The 15,872-nt window shown below is 33.4% G+C and carries 15 protein-coding genes; 7 read left to right on the forward strand and 8 right to left on the reverse strand.

Going from position 1 to position 15,872, the window contains the following annotated elements; genetic code table 11:
* Positions 1 to 123 precede the first annotated feature (123 nt).
* Together H2650_RS12420 and H2650_RS12425 are read left to right on the forward strand one after the other, a co-directional pair.
* Complete coding sequence (locus H2650_RS12420; RefSeq protein ID WP_188051138.1) at positions 124 to 1,587, forward strand: sodium:alanine symporter family protein; 1,464 nt, start codon at positions 124 to 126, stop codon at positions 1,585 to 1,587.
* 165 nt (positions 1,588 to 1,752) lie between these two features.
* Positions 1,753 to 3,387, forward strand: a complete 1,635-nt coding sequence (locus H2650_RS12425) for an ABC-F family ATP-binding cassette domain-containing protein (RefSeq protein ID WP_188051139.1) — start codon at positions 1,753 to 1,755, stop codon at positions 3,385 to 3,387.
* An 83-nt stretch (positions 3,388 to 3,470) separates the two neighbouring features.
* On the opposite strand, the gene H2650_RS12430 is transcribed toward H2650_RS12425, so the two are convergent.
* The 6 genes from H2650_RS12430 to H2650_RS12455 form a co-directional block, all read right to left on the reverse strand.
* Positions 3,471 to 4,628 carry an ABC transporter permease gene (locus H2650_RS12430; protein ID WP_188051140.1) on the reverse strand — a complete coding sequence of 386 codons (1,158 nt, stop codon included), beginning with the start codon at positions 4,626 to 4,628 and terminating at the stop codon, positions 3,471 to 3,473.
* Positions 4,629 to 4,631: 3 nt separating this feature from the next.
* Positions 4,632 to 5,585: an HlyD family secretion protein gene (locus tag H2650_RS12435; protein WP_188051141.1), complete on the reverse strand. Its 954-nt coding sequence runs from the start codon at positions 5,583 to 5,585 to the stop codon at positions 4,632 to 4,634.
* Between the two features lie 12 nt (positions 5,586 to 5,597).
* Entirely contained in the window at positions 5,598 to 6,983 is a 1,386-nt protein-coding gene (locus H2650_RS12440) for a TolC family protein (protein WP_188051142.1), read from the reverse strand.
* A gap of 1 nt (position 6,984) precedes the next feature.
* On the reverse strand, positions 6,985 to 7,431 hold the full coding sequence (locus H2650_RS12445) for a MarR family winged helix-turn-helix transcriptional regulator (protein ID WP_188051143.1): 447 nt from the start codon (positions 7,429 to 7,431) through the stop codon (positions 6,985 to 6,987).
* A 268-nt stretch (positions 7,432 to 7,699) separates the two neighbouring features.
* Positions 7,700 to 8,002 (reverse strand): GNAT family N-acetyltransferase, encoded by a 303-nt coding sequence (locus H2650_RS12450; protein ID WP_223151108.1) that lies wholly within the window; start codon positions 8,000 to 8,002, stop codon positions 7,700 to 7,702.
* Between the two features lie 11 nt (positions 8,003 to 8,013).
* Positions 8,014 to 8,730: a pirin family protein gene (locus H2650_RS12455; protein ID WP_188051144.1), complete on the reverse strand. Its 717-nt coding sequence runs from the start codon at positions 8,728 to 8,730 to the stop codon at positions 8,014 to 8,016.
* A 113-nt stretch (positions 8,731 to 8,843) separates the two neighbouring features.
* On the opposite strand from H2650_RS12455, the gene H2650_RS12460 reads away from it, so the two are divergent.
* From H2650_RS12460 to H2650_RS12470, 3 genes are read left to right on the forward strand one after another with little or no spacing between them, the layout of a single operon-like run.
* Positions 8,844 to 9,506, forward strand: a complete 663-nt coding sequence (locus H2650_RS12460) for an alpha/beta hydrolase (protein WP_188051145.1) — start codon at positions 8,844 to 8,846, stop codon at positions 9,504 to 9,506.
* Positions 9,507 to 9,543: 37 nt separating this feature from the next.
* The gene (locus H2650_RS12465) at positions 9,544 to 10,434 is read left to right on the forward strand and encodes a lytic transglycosylase domain-containing protein (protein WP_188051146.1); all 891 of its coding nucleotides are present in this window, start codon (positions 9,544 to 9,546) and stop codon (positions 10,432 to 10,434) included.
* Between the two features lie 17 nt (positions 10,435 to 10,451).
* Complete coding sequence (locus H2650_RS12470) at positions 10,452 to 10,820, forward strand: sulfite exporter TauE/SafE family protein (RefSeq protein WP_188051147.1); 369 nt, start codon at positions 10,452 to 10,454, stop codon at positions 10,818 to 10,820.
* Between the two features lie 164 nt (positions 10,821 to 10,984).
* Here H2650_RS12470 and H2650_RS12475 read toward each other — a convergent pair whose 3' ends face one another.
* Together H2650_RS12475 and H2650_RS12480 are read right to left on the reverse strand one after the other, a co-directional pair.
* Positions 10,985 to 11,830: a hypothetical protein gene (locus H2650_RS12475; protein WP_188051148.1), complete on the reverse strand. Its 846-nt coding sequence runs from the start codon at positions 11,828 to 11,830 to the stop codon at positions 10,985 to 10,987.
* 144 nt (positions 11,831 to 11,974) lie between these two features.
* Positions 11,975 to 12,490, reverse strand: coding sequence for a DUF2892 domain-containing protein (locus H2650_RS12480; RefSeq protein WP_188051149.1), 516 nt, complete (start codon positions 12,488 to 12,490; stop codon positions 11,975 to 11,977).
* A gap of 162 nt (positions 12,491 to 12,652) precedes the next feature.
* Here H2650_RS12480 and rpmH point away from each other — a divergent pair, with 162 nt between their 5' ends.
* Both rpmH and carB read left to right on the forward strand, forming a co-directional pair.
* Positions 12,653 to 12,814 (forward strand): 50S ribosomal protein L34, encoded by a 162-nt coding sequence (gene rpmH / locus H2650_RS12485; protein ID WP_007136275.1) that lies wholly within the window; start codon positions 12,653 to 12,655, stop codon positions 12,812 to 12,814.
* Between the two features lie 157 nt (positions 12,815 to 12,971).
* A complete protein-coding gene (carB, locus tag H2650_RS12490) occupies positions 12,972 to 15,824 on the forward strand; it encodes a carbamoyl-phosphate synthase large subunit (protein ID WP_188051150.1) in 2,853 nt (950 codons plus the stop codon).
* Positions 15,825 to 15,872 lie beyond the last annotated feature (48 nt).

The following is a 15,872-nucleotide window of genomic DNA, read 5'->3' on the forward strand; positions in this document are numbered from 1 at the left end:
TTTTTTTAGTTTTATTACTGCACATAGTTAGTTTTTATTGTCTGTATGTTATAGTTTTATCGAAAATTAATAATAAAATCAAACCTTTATTGGTTTTATGATAATTATAAATGAATTAATTATATGGAGAATTTTGTAAGTGTCATCAATGGACTTGTTTGGAGTAATGCATTAATCGCTTTGTGTCTTGGAACAGGACTTTATTTTTCTGTAAGAACGCGTTTTTTACAAGTACGTCATTTCAAAGAAATGTTTCGTTTGTTATTTGATGGTAAGAGCACTGATTCGGGTGTTTCCTCTTTTCAAGCTTTATCAATGTCTTTGGCGGGTAGAGTAGGTACGGGAAATATTGCAGGAGTAGCAACAGCAATTGCTTTTGGAGGTCCAGGAGCCATGTTTTGGATGTGGTTAGTGGCTTTTTTAGGAGCGAGTACAGCGTTTATTGAAGCTACTTTAGCTCAAATTTATAAAGAAAAACATTTAGGTGAATTGCGAGGTGGTCCTGCATTTTATATCGAGCGCGGATTAGGAATTAAATGGTTTGGAGTTTTATTTGCTATTGTTTCTGTAATTTCTGCTGGAGTTCTTTTGCCAGGTGTTCAGGCAAATTCTGTTGCAGACGGAATCAAAAATGCCTTTAACTTAGAAACATGGGTTACTGGTGTTGGTCTTGTTTTGATATTTGCTGCAATTGTTTTTGGAGGTGTAAAAAGGATCGCAAAATTCACTGAATATATTGTTCCTTTCATGGCTATTGGGTATATGTTAATTGCGGTGATAATTATAGTAGTTGATTTCAAGAACCTTCCTGATGTAATTGCCTTAGTTTTTAAAAGTGCCTTTAATATGGAAGCTGGTTTTGGAGCTGTTTTTGGTTTAGCAGTTCAGTGGGGAGTAAAAAGAGGAATTTATTCTAATGAAGCTGGGCAAGGAACAGCTCCACATATTGCAGCGGCTGCCAATGTTTCTCATCCCGCGAAACAAGGTTTAGTTCAGTCCTTCTCTGTTTATATTGATACTTTATTAGTGTGTTCTGCAACAGGATTTATGTTATTAATGACCGGTAAGTACAATGTGCATAATCCAGATTTTGGAATCGCAGGTGCCTCTGAATTCTTATATTCTGGTGCTCAAAATATTGCAGTAGGTCCAGGATACACGCAGAGTGCTATGGATAGCGTTTTTCCAGGTTTTGGTTCTTATTTTGTAGCTATTGCATTGTTTTTCTTCGCGTTTACTACTATTTTGGCTTATTATTATATTGCAGAAACAAATATTTCTTACCTAACAAGAAAATTTGAATCTCCTTTTTTTAATTATGTTCTTAAAATAATTATGATGTTAGTGATCATGTATGGTTCTATAAATCAAGCTAAACTAGCATGGGATATTGGAGATATTGGGGTTGGATTGATGGCATGGTTTAATATTATTGCAATCATTTTACTTCAAAAACCAGCATTAGCAGCGCTAAAAGACTATGAAAAACAGAAAAAGCAAGGTTTAGATCCAGTTTTTAACCCGGAAGATATTGGAGTCACTAATGCGCATATTTGGAACACTATTCAAAAAAACGAGCAAGTCTAAACCTTTTTTTTATTTGCAAAAGCTTCTAAAAATAGTAATTTATTACTGTTCTTAGAAGCTTTTATTTTATAAAAACTAATTACTTATTTACTCTATATTTGCACCTTCAAATTTTAGGCACTATTTTGATTCTATTTTTTGATTTCTAATCTCTAACTTATAAAAATGATTACAGTTAACGATATTTCTGTGCAATTTGGAGGCACAACACTTTTTAGTGATGTTTCTTTTGCTATAAATGAAAATGATAAGATTGCCCTAATGGGTAAAAATGGAGCGGGAAAATCGACGCTGCTTAAAATAATTGCAGGTCAAAGCAAACCATCAACTGGAAATATTTCGGCACCAAAAGAGGCGGTTATCGCTTATTTGCCACAGCATTTATTAACTACAGATGGCGCAAATGTTATGGAAGAAACTTCAAAAGCATTTGGAGAAATTTTTTCTATGAAGTCAGAAATAGATGAAATCAATGAACAATTAACGATTCGTACGGATTACGAAAGTGATGCTTACATGAAATTAATTGAAAGAGTTTCTGATCTAAGTGAGAAATTCTATGCTATCGAAGAGGTAAATTACGAAGCTGAGGTTGAGAAAATATTAATTGGTTTAGGATTTGTTAGAGAAGATTTTAGTCGTCAAACTTCTGAGTTTTCAGGTGGTTGGAGAATGCGAATAGAATTAGCTAAAATCTTGTTGCAAAAACCAGACTTAATTTTGTTAGATGAGCCTACCAATCACATGGATATCGAAAGTATTCAGTGGTTAGAGGATTTCTTGATTAATTCAGCCAAAGCGGTTGTAGTAATCTCGCACGATAGAGCTTTTGTAGATAATATAACCAATCGTACTATTGAAGTGACAATGGGACGTATTTATGATTATAAAGCGAAGTATTCTCATTATTTAGAACTAAGAAAAGACCGTCGCATGCACCAACAAAAAGCATACGATGAACAACAACGTATGATTGCGGATAACAGAACTTTTATTGATCGTTTCAAAGGAACTTTTTCTAAAACAGATGCCGTTCAATCACGTGTAAAAATGTTAGAAAAGTTGGTTATTGTTCAAGTAGACGAGGTTGATACTTCAGCGTTGAAATTAAAATTTCCACCAGCAGTTCGTTCGGGTCAATATCCTGTAATTGTAAAAGATTTATCTAAATCGTATGGCGATCACGTGGTTTTCAAAGATGCTAATATTGTTATCGAAAGAGGCGAGAAAGTAGCATTTGTTGGAAAAAATGGAGAAGGAAAATCGACAATGATAAAAGCAATAATGAAGCAAATCGAAATCGATGGCGGAAGTCTAGAGATTGGTCATAATGCTCAAATTGGCTATTTTGCTCAAAATCAAGCGTCATTATTAAACGAAAATGCTACGATATTTGAAACCATAGATGACATTGCTGTGGGTGATGTTCGAACAAAAATCAAAGACATTTTGGGTGCGTTTATGTTTCATGGCGATGATGTGACCAAGAAAGTGAAAGTACTTTCTGGTGGAGAAAAAACACGTTTGGCGATGATAAAATTATTGTTAGAGCCCGTAAACTTGTTAATTCTGGATGAGCCTTCCAATCACTTGGATATGAAAACTAAAGATATTATCAAAGATGCGTTGCGCGATTTTGATGGAACTTTAATATTAGTTTCTCACGATAGAGATTTTCTTGATGGTTTAGCAACTAAGGTTTTCGAATTTGGAAACAAAAGAGTAGTGGAGCATTTTGAAGATATCACAGGTTTCTTAGCGCACAAGAAAATGGATAGTATGAATGAAATAGAGAAATAATCCTTTAGCTCTAACAGGCAAAGTACAAAAGTAAAAGGCATAAGTTAAATTCTTATGCCTTTTGCTTTTTATATATCAGGATATTAAATTTCTTTTAAAACACTTTTTCTTTTTAAATACAAAGCAATATAGGATAGAATGCTGCAAATTGTTCCAATGATAACCATATTCCAAATGGAACTAGTACTTTGGGATAGCGTTCCGTCTTCAATAATTAAAATGCGAAATGCTTTTAGGAAATGAGTTAGCGGGATACAATTAGCAATGCCTTGAACCCAGACTGGCATTTGACTTAAAGGCCAGGTAAATCCACTCAAAATAAAGCTTGGCGTAGCAATTACCATTAAAATCTCGGTTGCTTTTAACTGGTTTGGAATCATAATACTGACTAAAATTCCGATGAAGCACACAGAAAGTACAAATATTCCTGCCACAAACGTAAGCGGAAGCAGGTTGTCATAGAAGGGAATTCGGAACCAAAAGGCAAATAACCAAAACAATAGCCAAAGTCCGAAACTCATCATTAAATAGGGAATAATTTTAACACTCATCAATTTTAGTAAAGAAGGGCTTTTTTTTACTAATTTTTTGAATGTGCCGTTCTCGTATTCTGACGCAAAAGACAACGCTAAACCCAGCAAAAGAACTTGTTGTAAAACGGCTGCTAATACTCCTGGCCAAAGGAAATACATATAGTTAGTGCTGCGGTTGTTCTTTTTTATAAAGGTTGTTTTAAACGGTTCATATTGTGTCGCTAGTAATTTTTCAGGTATTCCTTGTTTGCGTAATGTTTCCATTTGAACCCCTGCTTTTAATGTTCCAAGACAAAGTTGCAAAGCACCAGAAGCGTAATTAGCCGTTAAAACATTTGAGGTGTTTACGATAGTTACAATTTCTGGATATTTTTTGGTCAACACCATTTTCTCAAAACCCTTTGGAATAATTACAACGCATGCTGCTTCTTTTTCTATGGCAATTTGGGAAAGATTATTTTGGTCGTATAATAATGAGGTGATATTAAGCACTTCATTATCATCAAACATCTGCAATGCTTTTGCGCTCATTTCGCTACGGTCTTCATCCACTACAACGATCGGTAAGTCGGTAACTTTTCCTTTTCCATAAACGTAGCCTAACAAAATACCATAAAGTAACGGTGCTCCAATAAAAAGCAATCGGAGTACTTTATTTTGCCAAAAGAGTTTGAATTCTCTTTTAAGAAGTGACCAGAAATTTTGCATAATTTATAGGGATAAAGTTACGGTGGTTTTTGTAATCAGGTCTTTTGCTTCCTTACTATTCGAAGGCGTTATTTTTATTTCAAACAAGCTTTCCTGCATTTCATAATCGGGATAGGCAGTTGCAATGTTTCCATAGGCGCCCAATTGTTTTACGGTAGTAACAATTCCTTTTATGTCTTTTTTAGTATAGGGGATATGAACTAGTATTTCCTGCCCTTTTTTTATTTTGCCTAATTGGTTTTCTGCAACCGTAAAACGAAAATAAACACTATCGGCAATATAGCCATTAAACAAGGTATATCCAGGCAATGCAAGTTCGCCTAAGTTTAGGGTTATGGTTTCGATGCTCATGTCTTGAGGGGCAATAATGTAACGCTCTTTGTCTGCGGTTTGTACTTCTTGCAATGCGCCAACAGCTCTGTCTTGTTGACCAAGAGCCATCGTTTGTTGCTCGATTCGGCCACCTTTCTTTGCTTCGTTCAATTCTGCCTGAACAGCATTGTATTGTGCTTGTGCTCCTTGATATTTAGCAAATGTTTCATCATAGGTTTGCTGTGAAACTAAGGAATCTTTGAGCATATTACTCAATCTTTTGATGGATTTTTGAGCAAATTCATACTGTTCTTTCAGGCCTTGTTTTTTTGCTTCAAGTTGTTTAATTTGGTTTTCAGTAGCCCCTTTCACAGCCATATTGTACTGTGCTTTTGCCGAAGTAACCGCGCCTTCAGCCTGCTGTTTTTTGGCGTCAACTTCTGGAATATCTAGAATAGCAAGTGTATCTCCTTTTTTTACCAAATCGCCTTCTTTTACAAATAGTTGGACGATTTTTCCAGGAACCTTACTAACTATCGAAATTTGTTCTTTTTCTACTTTCCCTTGAATTTGAGCTTCTTTTTTTGATTTTCCACAGCCAATTAGCAAAACTACGATTGCCACTAAAGTGATTATTTTTTTCATGGATTCTGGCTTTTAATTTGTTATATATTTTGTTAATTCGCCCGTAGCTATAATGGTTTCAATAGCTGATAGACGCTGTTCTATTAGGATATTTATTTTATTTAAAGATGCTTTATAAGAATCGTTTTCGGCTTCTAGACGTTCAGATATGTTTATCAAACCTTCTTTATATTGTTTAATGGCTAAATTCAAATTGTTATGGGCTACTTTCTCTTGTTGTGATGCTATTTCTATTTTTTGATTCAAAACCGAATAATTAACATAATTGTTTTCCAATAGCAATTGTAATTTTTCTTTAGTGTCATCAATTTGGTTTTGTACTTGTTCAATATTTATTTTGGCTTCATGAACTTTATGATTTCTTTCAAAACCGGCAAAAACTTCCCATTTTATTCCTGCACCAATCATCCAATTTGGACTTATCGTGATCTCATTTAACTGTAAATGAAGAGGCGTATTTAGGCCTGGAATTACAGGAGTTGTTGAGTTTGCATCAAATACACTGCTGTGGGTTACGCCCCCAAAAGCACCTAAAGTAGGAAGAAAAGTTCCTTTTTCTTTTTTTAGCAAATATTCATAGGCTACTTTAAATGATTCTAAGGCTTTGATTTCTTTTTTGTTTTCGGTGCTTAAATTCTCTTCCAAAATTAAATAAGGAACTAAATTGTATTGAACATTATTTATTTCTGAATCGGAATAGCCGGTTAAATAGCGTATTTTTCTATATACTAATTTTCGTTTTCCCTCTAGTTCAATTCTTTTAGATTTCAATTCTAATGAGGCCAATTTTATTTTATCTCGATCATAAGGAATAGCAAGACCTTCTTCGATTGCTTTAGAAATTCTTTTGGTTTCTGTTTGCAATCTCTTTTCACTGTCATTCAAAAGTTTTTCAACTTCATTTAATAAAGTGATTTGGTCAAAGGTGTTAATTACGTCTTTTATAATAATGTCCTTCTCAGATTCTTTTAGGTATTCTGTTCCGATTGCTTTTTGCTTCAATGCCTTAGCACCATTAGGAATTTGCATACCGCTAAATAAAACCGTTTTTGCCATTATACTTCCATTAAAAATATTTCCGTAATTATCAAAAGTCGATTTTCCACCAAACACCGGAATGTTAATTATAGGTAGGGTTGTGGCAGGAAGATCAACTGTCAATTTATTGTCAAAATAGGAGTAAATGGCACTAGCTTCTACCGTTGGGATATATTTATTCCAAACGCTTTTTTCCTGAAGTTGCAGTTTTTCAATTTCGAGTTCTTTATTTTTTATCGAACTGTTTTTTTCAATAGCTTTATGAATCGCCTCTTGTAAAGAAGTTGAAATTTCTATTTGCGCATAACCAGTAGCAAATGTAAAAAGCGAAAAAAGGGAAAGTAGTAGATATTTTTTCATCTTATTTTTTTGTTTCTAAATTATTATAAATTTGAAGAAAAGTCTCCTTTACGATTTCGAGCCTTTCTGGTTCAATGTCTCTTATCGCATTTTTAAGAGTTTCATTGACAACAATCATTACTTCCTTTTCAATTGATTTCCCTTTGGGAGTCAAAAAAATTAATTTTAATCGTTTGTCATTTGCGTCAGGATGCCGTTCTACTAAATTTTCTTTTTCCAAATGATCAATTAAACGCGTTATTCCGGGTTTGTCAGTCGAAGTTTGATCTGCTAAGGTTTGTTGTGTACAACCTTCATTTTTCCACAAAACACCTAAAATAGTCCATTGCTCTTTTGTTAGCGAAATATTGTTTTTTCTAAAATTAGTCAACAACGCTCTGTTAAAAGCGGAGTGCGTCCTTCCAGACAAAATAGTATATAAATTTTCTGTTGAAAAAATTGTTCCCATAAATATAGTTGTTTAAACAACTACAAAGGTATTTAAAATTTACTTGTAAATTACAAGTATTATTTTTTATTGTAAAAGAGTGTCTTATTAACGATTTTAGATGTTGATTTTATCAAATAAATAACAGCTACAATGATTTTTCAGCAGCATACAGAATGAACGAACTAAATGGTGCGATAACTGGAACTGATTAGTAAAAAAGGATATTGATTTTGTTTTAAACAATTTATAAAAAAAAGGTGCAGCTCATTCGAACGGCACCTTTTTACTAAAGTCTAATTCCCGGTGGAAGTAATTCTTTATATACTGGGTTTTTCTTGAAGAAAACCACTATTTTTGGAAGAATTGGAACTACTTTGAACTTTCGCTCTATCGCAATTTCCATTATATTTTTTAGAAAATTAGTGATAAACTCTTCATTTTCATACGATTCTGGAGTATTAATTTTCGTTAGAAATATCTTCTTCTCTTGAAAAGAATATTCAACAGTAACTAATCCTTCCTCTACTGTAGTTTCAAATTGTCGTGCAAATGTGTTGTCTTTAATGTCAATAGTGATTAATCCATCCATGATAATTAACGCTAATTCATTGGTACTTCTACCAAAAGTATTTTTGATTTGGAAATAATCTGAATTTCAACGGAATCAAAATCCGTTATTCCCATGGCATCTCTTGCCTTCAAAACTTGGTTATTAATTAGTATTTCGCCTTCAATTAAAAATAAATAAACACCATTTTTAGTAATCCTAACCGAATAATTGGTTGTAGTGTTACTGTCAAAAATTCCTAAATGGAAAAAGGTTTTCTGGTAAACCCAAAGTGCATTGCCATCATTTTGATCGTTTGGCGAAACAATATTTACAAAGGTATTGATTTGATTTTCAATATCAAATGATTTCTGGTCGTATCTTGGAGCTACATTTTCTCGATCAGGAAATACCCATAATTGTAATGTTTTTGCTTCTTCTAATTTGCTTGCGTTCATTTCAGAATGTTCTACGCCAGATCCAGCGCTCATAACCTGAACTTCTCCAAAGCGAATGACTCCTTCATTTCCCATGCTATCTCGATGTTCTAGACCGCCTTCTAAAGGAATAGTTATTATTTCCATGTTAGCGTGACTGTGTGTGCCAAAGCCAGTTCCTCCGTCAATAGTATCGTCATTTAATACGCGTAACATTCCAAATTGTACGCGATCGGCATTGAAATAATTGCCAAAAGAAAAAGAGAAATTTGCCTTTAGCCAACCAAAATTAGCAGTACCTCTTGTGTCTGATTTAAAAAGTTGTGTATTCATAAATTATTGGTAATATAAGGTGTGAAGTGGGATGAATTTAAATAAAAAAATTAATTTTATACAAAAATCGAGATAAAAAATCAGAATGTTGTTATAAAATCGTTAAAACAATTATGAGTAAAATACCTGTTTATCTAATGCCAGGATTGGCTGCAAGTACTTCAATTTTCGAGCGAATTAAGCTTCCAGAAGCTGATTTTGAAATTTACTTATTAGAATGGGAAATCCCATTAGATAATGAAACTTTGTTGGATTATGCTAAACGAATAGCAGCTAAGATAAAGCATCCTGATCCCGTTCTTATTGGTGTTTCATTTGGTGGAATTTTAGTGCAAGAAATGGCTCGTTTTATACAGGCCAAAAAAGTTATTATTATATCGAGTGTCAAAAGTAATTTAGAGTTTCCTCGTAGATTTAAGTTAGCCAAAACGACTAAAGCTTACAAGTTAATTCCAATGAGTTTACTAATGAATCTAGAGAATTTAGCTAAGTTTTCCTTTGGTGAAACTATAAATAAGCGTTTAGAATTGTATGAAAAATTTCTTTCCGTTAGAGATATTCGATATTTACAGTGGTCGGTAGAGCAAGTAATTCTTTGGGATAGAACCGTGGTTGATAAAAATGTGATTCACATTCATGGCGATGCAGATGATGTTTTTCCTATAAAATATATCAAGGATTGTATCGTGGTCAAAGGAGGAACGCATATTATGATTTTAAATAAATACAAATGGCTCAATGAAAATTTACCTGAAATAATATTGAGAACAAAATAGGGTAGCCGTTAATCAGTAATGATAAAACATAGAAAATATGAAAGGAATACACAAAACCATAATAATTGTTGCAGTAATTTTTTTGAGTGGCTTGTTTGTTTTTGCAACAACTAAAAAAACAAATTCTACAGTTGACAGCATTGACACGTCTGCTTTTCCAAGTAAATTAGACTTTGCTGGCGAGCCCACTCCATTGCATATTGCAGATGTTAAAGAGCGATTTGATCGAGAATTATTGGTCAATGTAAACTTACATGCTTCTACAATTTTAGCAATAAAAAGAGCCAATCGTGCTTTTAAAATTATTGAACCTATTTTGAAAAGAAACGGTATTCCTGATGATTTTAAATATTTAGCTGTCATTGAAAGTGGTTTAGTAAATGTGGTTTCGCCAGCTGGAGCGAGAGGAATTTGGCAGTTTATGCCAGAAACAGGCAAAGAACGCGGTATGGAAGTGAATGAGAATGTGGATGAACGTTATGATCTGGCCAAATCTACACAAGCTGCTTGTAGTTATTTTTTGAGTGCCAAAGGTAAATTAGGTACTTGGACTTTGGCTGCTGCTTCCTATAATGGTGGAATGGCAGGTGTTAATAAGCAAATTGCAATTCAGAAAATATCGAATTATTATGACTTGTTACTTACTGAAGAAACTTCTAGATATGTTTTTAGGATCTTAGCTTTAAAAGAAATTATGAATAACCCCTCAAAATATGGATACAACATCGCTTCTGAGGAATTATATACGGTGTTGCCTACTAGAAAAATTGAAATTGATAGTGCAATTACAGACTTAGCTGATTTTGCAAAAGGACAAGGTATCAATTATAAAATTTTGAAAATTCATAATCCTTGGTTGAGAGAAGCAAAATTGATTAATGCGGAGGGCAAAAAATATCAAATAGAAATTCCACTTAGTGGTTATTAATCTTAAATGACATGAAAATGACAATGCAAACTATAGTTTTATTGATGTGTATAGGTTTAGCTGCTGGTATTCTCAGCGGATTAATTGGAATTGGTGGAGGCATAATTATGGTTCCTCTTTTATTACTGATGGGATTTACACAACAACAAGCACAAGGAACGAGTTTAGCGGCTTTATTGCCTCCAGTAACCATGCTTGCAGTGATTAATTATCATAAGGCTGGATATATTGATTGGCGATTTGCAATAATTATTTCGATAGTATTTGTAGTAGGTGGTTATTTTGGAAGTAAATTAGCGATTAACATTGACCAAAAAATATTAAAGAAAGTTTTTGCGGTTACTTTGTTATTTATAGGAGGATTTCTTCTTTTTGATAAGAGCTGAATTAGATTATTTTGCCAATCTAACCAATCTAAGTTTTATTTTTTGTTTTTTTTTATTCCTAGAAAAGAAGGTTTTATAACAAATTATCTGCTGTAGAAGAGGGAAGTAGAAAAGTAGAATGTTGTTAAGTTCTATATTTTAAAACCATTTCGGACATACTAATTTTATTCAAAGACAAATATTTTATCAAGTAATTCTGTTTTTACAATTTTTGCATTTTCTTGATCATAAAAATTTTTCATTCCATTTATCGTAGTAAAACCAAACCATTCTGTAAATCTTTCAAACGTTCTCACAGTATAACAACTATTAAATTGTTTTTCAGGGGAAACGTAATCGTCGTTGAATAGAGTTAAGAATTTTTCAAAAACTTGTAAATATTTTGAAGCATAAAAGCTTGTTGCATTTTCTTTATCTCCAAATATCTTCAATAAGTAGATCGAAAATAAACAGCCATATTGACCAACAGGTTCTTTCGTATAACCATCAATGTAAGCCCAATTAAATTTTTCGGTAAAAATTAAATAAATTACTTTAAATAATTCAACGCGATTTTCAGCTTTCAAACATCTTTCTCCATTTTTTGTCAAGAGTAATTTTCCTTTACTTTTTTTAACAAGATTGGTAGATTCGCAAACTATTCGAGCTGTTTTCAAGGAGATGCATTCGTCCTCTCTATAAAGCTTGTTTATACCAGAGGCTATGTGTTCGTCAGTGATAAAATTGAAATCGTATAATTCTACGAGAATTTTTTTAGGAAGTGCGCCAAGTGGAGTAACTTTTAGGAATCCATCACGTTTAATAATCTTTAAAAGTTCTTCTGCAGTTCTAAAAAAAGGAATTTGGTCTAGAATTTCATTAGTGATGTGTGAACTAAATTTAATACAAGAATTTTCGCCTAATGGATTGTGAATTAATTCATGAGTTTGAGAAGGAGAAAGTCCAGATAATTTTTCTTGTGGAGAATTATTGTATTTGTTAATGGCCTCTTCGGTCTTAAAATGATCCATGTTCAACGTGTTTAAAAGTATTGTGGTGAATTACTATTTTCAGGAAAAAATATGCTAAAAGTAAAAACAGAAAAGGATGCGATATTCTTTATGTGAATTAAAACAAAAAAGGACCAATGAAATGCATTTGGCCCTTTTTGTTATTTAGATCTTTTTCATCTGATCTTTCATCATCGTGATCTGTTCTTTTAACATATTTTGTTTGTCTAGCTTTTTAGCTTCATTCAATAAGGTGGTTGCTTCTAGCTTTCTTCTTCTTGACATGGCTACTCCGGCAAGGTTTAATTTAGCAACAGCTAAATCCATATCCATAGACAATCCCAGTTCGATTGCTTTTTTAAAATATTTCTCCGCTTGATTGATATTTGTTTGTGACAACATGATACCCTGTAAATAATTAAAGTATCCTTGTTGTTTTCTTACCAAAGCCGTATCTGGATTTTTAATGTATGCTAGCCATTTTTTAGCTCCTTCAAAATCTTGTTTTCTTAGTTTTAAGAAGGCTAATAAGATGAATTCATTTTTGAAGTAAAGAAAAATAGGAATTGCACTTAATAGTATAAGGAAAATTCCGTTACCAATATTACTTTCTGTAAATTGCCAAAAGCCAGTAGCAATGATAAGTCCGGCGATAATAAGTTTAATATTTCTGTGAAACATAGTGTGATTATTTTAAGATCACAAATATAGTAAAATGAATTGAAAATATTTTTACAAAACTACTTGCGAGGAAAAAAAGTCTTTGTATATTTGCACTCGGATTTCGGGTAACAGGTATCCGAATTAAGAAAGATATAAATAAGTTTTTAAAGATACAAAGCAATGAGCAAAAGAACGTTTCAACCATCGAAAAGAAAAAGAAGAAATAAGCACGGATTTATGGACAGAATGGCTTCTGCTAATGGAAGAAAAGTTCTTGCGCGTAGAAGAGCTAAAGGAAGACATAAATTGACTGTTTCTTGCGAACCAAGACACAAAAAATAATGTTTGTATAAACATAAATAAGGCGTTACTTTCTTTAGTATCGCCTTTTTTTATACCTAATCGGTAAATAAAGCCTAAAGAGCAGCGTTTAAAGTCGTATAATTTAAGTACTTTAAACCCTTAAAAAATAACTACACAACACAATAATTACTACAAAATGCCAAAAGATACATCGATAAAATCCGTCTTAATAATAGGTTCAGGTCCTATTGTAATTGGTCAAGCGTGCGAATTTGATTATGCAGGATCACAATCTGCTCGTTCTATTCGTGAAGAAGGAATTGAAGTTATTCTAATCAATTCTAATCCTGCAACCATCATGACCGATCCAACTATGGCCGATCATGTTTACTTGAAGCCATTAACGACTAAGTCTATTATTGAAATACTAAAAGAACATCCTCAAATCGATTCTGTTTTACCTACAATGGGTGGACAAACTGCTTTAAACTTGTGTTTAGAGGCGGATGAAAAAGGAATTTGGAAGGATTTTGGTGTAAAAATGATTGGGGTTGATGTAAATGCCATCAATATTACCGAAGACAGAGAGCAGTTCAAACAATTGCTTAAAAAGATAAATGTACCTTCTGCACCTGCAGAAATTTGTACATCATATTTAAGAGGAAAAGAAATCGCACAAGAATTTGGTTTCCCTTTAGTAATTCGTCCTTCATTTACCCTTGGAGGAACTGGAGCTGCAATTGTTTATAAAAAAGAAGAATTTGACGAAAAACTAACCTACGGTTTAGAAATGTCACCTATTCATGAGGTTTTGATTGACAAAGCTTTGATGGGTTGGAAAGAATATGAGTTGGAATTGTTGAGAGATAAAAATGATAATGTGGTAATTATCTGTTCTATCGAAAACATGGATCCAATGGGAATTCATACTGGAGATTCGATTACTGTTGCGCCAGCGATGACTTTATCTGACACGACTTTCCAAAAAATGCGTGACTATGCGATTTTGATGATGCGTAGCATCGGAAACTTTGCTGGAGGTTGTAATGTGCAGTTTGCTGTTTCGCCAGATGATAAAGAAGATATTGTAGCGATTGAAATCAATCCTCGTGTATCTCGTTCTTCTGCTTTAGCATCAAAAGCGACGGGTTACCCAATTGCAAAAATTGCTTCTAAACTAGCTTTAGGATACAATTTAGATGAATTGCAAAATCAAATTACCAAATCGACTTCTGCTTTATTCGAGCCGACTTTGGATTATGTGATTGTGAAAATTCCACGTTGGAACTTTGATAAATTTGAAGGTGCTGACAGAACTTTAGGACTTCAAATGAAATCCGTTGGTGAAGTAATGGGAATTGGACGTTCGTTCCAAGAAGCGTTACACAAAGCGACGCAATCATTAGAAATCAAAAGAAATGGTTTAGGTGCTGACGGAAAAGGATACACGAACTACGAACAAATTATCGAGAAACTGACTTATGCAAGTTGGGATCGTGTTTTTGTGATTTATGACGCAATTGCAATGGGAATTCCTTTGAGTCGTATTCATGAAATCACTAAAATAGATATGTGGTTCTTGAAACAATATGAAGAACTTTATACTTTAGAAAAAGAAATTTCTAATTATAAAGTAGAAACGTTGCCAAGAGAATTGTTGTTAGAAGCCAAACAAAAAGGGTTTGCTGACAGACAAATTGCGCACATGATGGGTTGTTTAGAAAGTCAAGTACACAGTTTGCGTGACGTGATGAACATTAACCGTGTGTTTAAATTAGTAGATACTTGTGCGGCAGAATTTAAAGCAAAAACACCATATTACTATTCTACTTTTGAAGCGGAAATAGAAAAAGCAGACGGAACACGCTACGTAGATAACGAAAGTGTAGTTACAGATAAAAAGAAAATTATCGTTCTTGGATCAGGTCCAAATAGAATTGGTCAAGGAATCGAGTTTGATTATTCTTGTGTACACGGCGTTTTGGCTGCGAAAGAATGTGGTTACGAAACAATTATGATCAACTGTAATCCAGAAACAGTTTCTACTGATTTTGATACAGCAGATAAATTATACTTCGAGCCAGTTTTCTGGGAGCATATTTACGATATTATCCAGCATGAGAAACCAGAAGGGGTTATCGTGCAATTAGGTGGTCAAACGGCTTTGAAATTAGCGGAGAAACTATCTAAATACGGAATAAAAATTATTGGAACTAGCTTTGATGCTTTGGATTTAGCCGAAGATAGAGGACGTTTCTCTGAATTATTAACCGAATTAAACATTCCTTTCCCACAATTTGGAATTGCTGAAACGGCTGACGAAGCTTCTGCTTTAGCGGATGTTTTAGATTTTCCATTATTGATTCGTCCTTCTTATGTGTTGGGTGGTCAAGGAATGAAAATTGTAATCAACAAACAAGAACTGGAAGAGCACGTAATCAATTTATTGAAAACTATTCCAGGGAACAAATTGCTTTTAGACCATTATTTAGATGGTGCAATTGAAGCAGAAGCGGATGCAATTTGTGATGGTGAAAATGTGTATATCATAGGAATTATGGAGCATATCGAACCTTGCGGAGTGCACTCTGGAGATAGTAATGCGACTTTACCACCTTTCAACTTGGGGGAATTTGTAATGCAACAAATAAAAGACCATACTAAAAGAATTGCTTTAGCGCTAAAAACAGTTGGTTTAATCAACATTCAGTTTGCCATTAAAGATGATACAGTTTACATCATCGAAGCGAATCCTAGAGCGTCTCGTACGGTTCCTTTTATCGCAAAAGCATACGGTGAGCCTTATGTGAATTATGCAACTAAAGTAATGTTAGGTCACAATAAAGTAACTGATTTCACTTTTAATCCACAATTGAAAGGATTTGCGATCAAACAACCAGTTTTCTCTTTTAGTAAATTCCAAAATGTAAACAAAGCATTAGGACCAGAAATGAAATCAACCGGAGAAAGCATCTTGTTTATTGACGACTTAAAAGACGATCAATTTTACGAATTGTACTCTAGAAGAAAAATGTATTTGAGTAAGTAATATTTGAATTGTATATATTGAAAAAGCCCCTTTATTGGGGCTTTTCGT

Source organism: Flavobacterium sp. GP15 (assembly GCF_014281985.1).
Classification (GTDB): Bacteria; Bacteroidota; Bacteroidia; order Flavobacteriales; family Flavobacteriaceae; genus Flavobacterium; species Flavobacterium pygoscelis.